At 70.8% G+C, this 1,849-nt stretch carries 1 protein-coding gene; it reads left to right on the top strand.

Features of this window, described 5'->3' with window-relative positions; genetic code table 11:
* Nucleotides 1-1,617 (top strand): ShlB/FhaC/HecB family hemolysin secretion/activation protein (locus tag sphsw_RS10000; protein ID WP_081874260.1); only part of this gene is annotated, 1,617 nt, incomplete at its 5' end.
* Nucleotides 1,618-1,849 lie beyond the last annotated feature (232 nt).

Genomic DNA, 1,849 nt, shown 5'->3' with positions numbered 1-1,849 from the left:
GGCGGGGCCGCGCAGGCACAGGTGCCGGTCGGCGCCGGTGGCCAGCTGCAGCAGATCCCGCCCCTGCCGCTGACCGATACGCCCGATCCCGAGCTCGGCCTGACGCGCAAGACGCCGGTCGCGATCCCGGCCGCGGGCGGACCCTCGGCCCGCGTGGATGCGATCCGCGTCACCGGCGCCATGCTGTTCCCCGAAGCGACGCTGGTCGCCGCGACGGGGTTCGCGCCTGGTGCGACGCTCGATCTCGCAGGTCTGAAGACGCTCGCGGCGCGGATCACCGACTATTATACCAGCCGCGGCTATTTCGTCGCGCAGGCCTATCTGCCCGCGCAGGACGTGCAGAGCGGGACGGTGACGATCGCGGTCGTCGAGGGCCGCCTCGGCGCGATCGGGCTGCGCAACGAATCCCGCCTGGCCGACAGCGTCGCGAACGGCATGCTCGACGGGCTCGAAGTCGGTGATCCGGTCGCGGTCGCGCCGATCGAACGCCGGCTGCTGATGCTGTCCGACCTGCCCGGCGTGCGCGTGCGCTCGACGCTGAGCCCCGGCACCGCGGTCGGCACGTCGGACCTGCTGGTCGACATCACCCCGGGCCGCAGCATCACGGGCAGCGTCGAGGCCGACAATGCGGGCAATCGCTATACCGGCGCCTACCGCGTCGGCGGGTCGGTCAACTGGAACAACCCGACCGGCTCGGGCGACGTGCTCGGCTTGCGCGCGCTGACGTCCTTCTCGGGGCTCGCTTATGGCCGCGCCTCCTATCAGGCGCCGATCGGCAAGGTCACACTCGGCGTCGCCTATGCCCATCTCGACTATGAGCTCGGCAAGGAATTCGACAGCCTCGACGGCAGCGGCAATGCCGAGATCGCCAGCGTCTATGCCAGCTACCCGCTGATCCGGTCGCGCGGCAGCAACCTGTACGTGACGGTGGCGGGCGATGCGAAATGGTTCGACGACCGGTTCGGGATCGTCGACACGGTCACCTATCGCCGTGCGCAGGTCGTCACGGGCGGCCTCAGCGGCGACTCGCACGACACGCTGCTCGGCGGCGGCTGGAACGCCTATTCGCTGAGCGTCTCGGTCGGCACGCTCGATATTCGCGGCGCCTATGAGCGGTCGGTCGACGCGCTGACCGCGCGCACCGATGGTCGCTACGGCAAGATGCAGTTCAGCCTGGCGCGGCTGCAGACGATCAGCGGGCCCGTCTCGGTGTTCGGCTCGGTCCGCGGGCAGGTCGCGTTCAACAATCTCGACATCTCCGAGAAGATGGAGCTGGGCGGCGCCTATGCGGTGCGCGCCTATCCCGAGGGCGAGGCCTATGGCGACCAGGGCTATGTCGCGACCGCCGAGGCGCGGCTCGCGCTGCCGCGGGTCATCCCGGGCGCGCTGCAGCTGTTCGCCTTCGTCGATGTCGGCGAGGTCGATTATGTGAAGCGGCGCTATTTCGATGGGTCGAACCATGCGGTGCGCAGCGCCTATGGCGCCGGCGCGACCTGGACCACGCCATACGACATCGTGCTGCGCGCGACCTATGCGCGCAAGCTGGGCAACGCCGAGGCGACCGCCGCCCCCGACCGGTCCGGCCGCGCCTGGTTCCAGATCGCCAAGAGCTTCTGACGCCCGCGCGCGCGCCAGCGACCAGCACCGACATTTCGCGGCCATCCGCCGCCACCCGAGGATACCGCCCATGACCCCGATCCCCGCATCGATCCGCCATCGCCCCGCCGCCGCCGCTCCCTCCACCGCACCGACGCGTCAGCGCCGCGGCGGGCTGTTCGGCACGACCGGGCTCGCGCGGTTCGCGTGGCTGATCGGCATCAGCCTTGCCGGCACGGTCGCCGCGCGCCCC

The organism is Sphingomonas sp. FUKUSWIS1 (assembly GCF_000733135.1).
GTDB lineage: Bacteria > Pseudomonadota > Alphaproteobacteria > Sphingomonadales > Sphingomonadaceae > Sphingomonas > Sphingomonas aerolata.
This window is presented reverse-complemented; position numbering and strand designations above follow the sequence as displayed.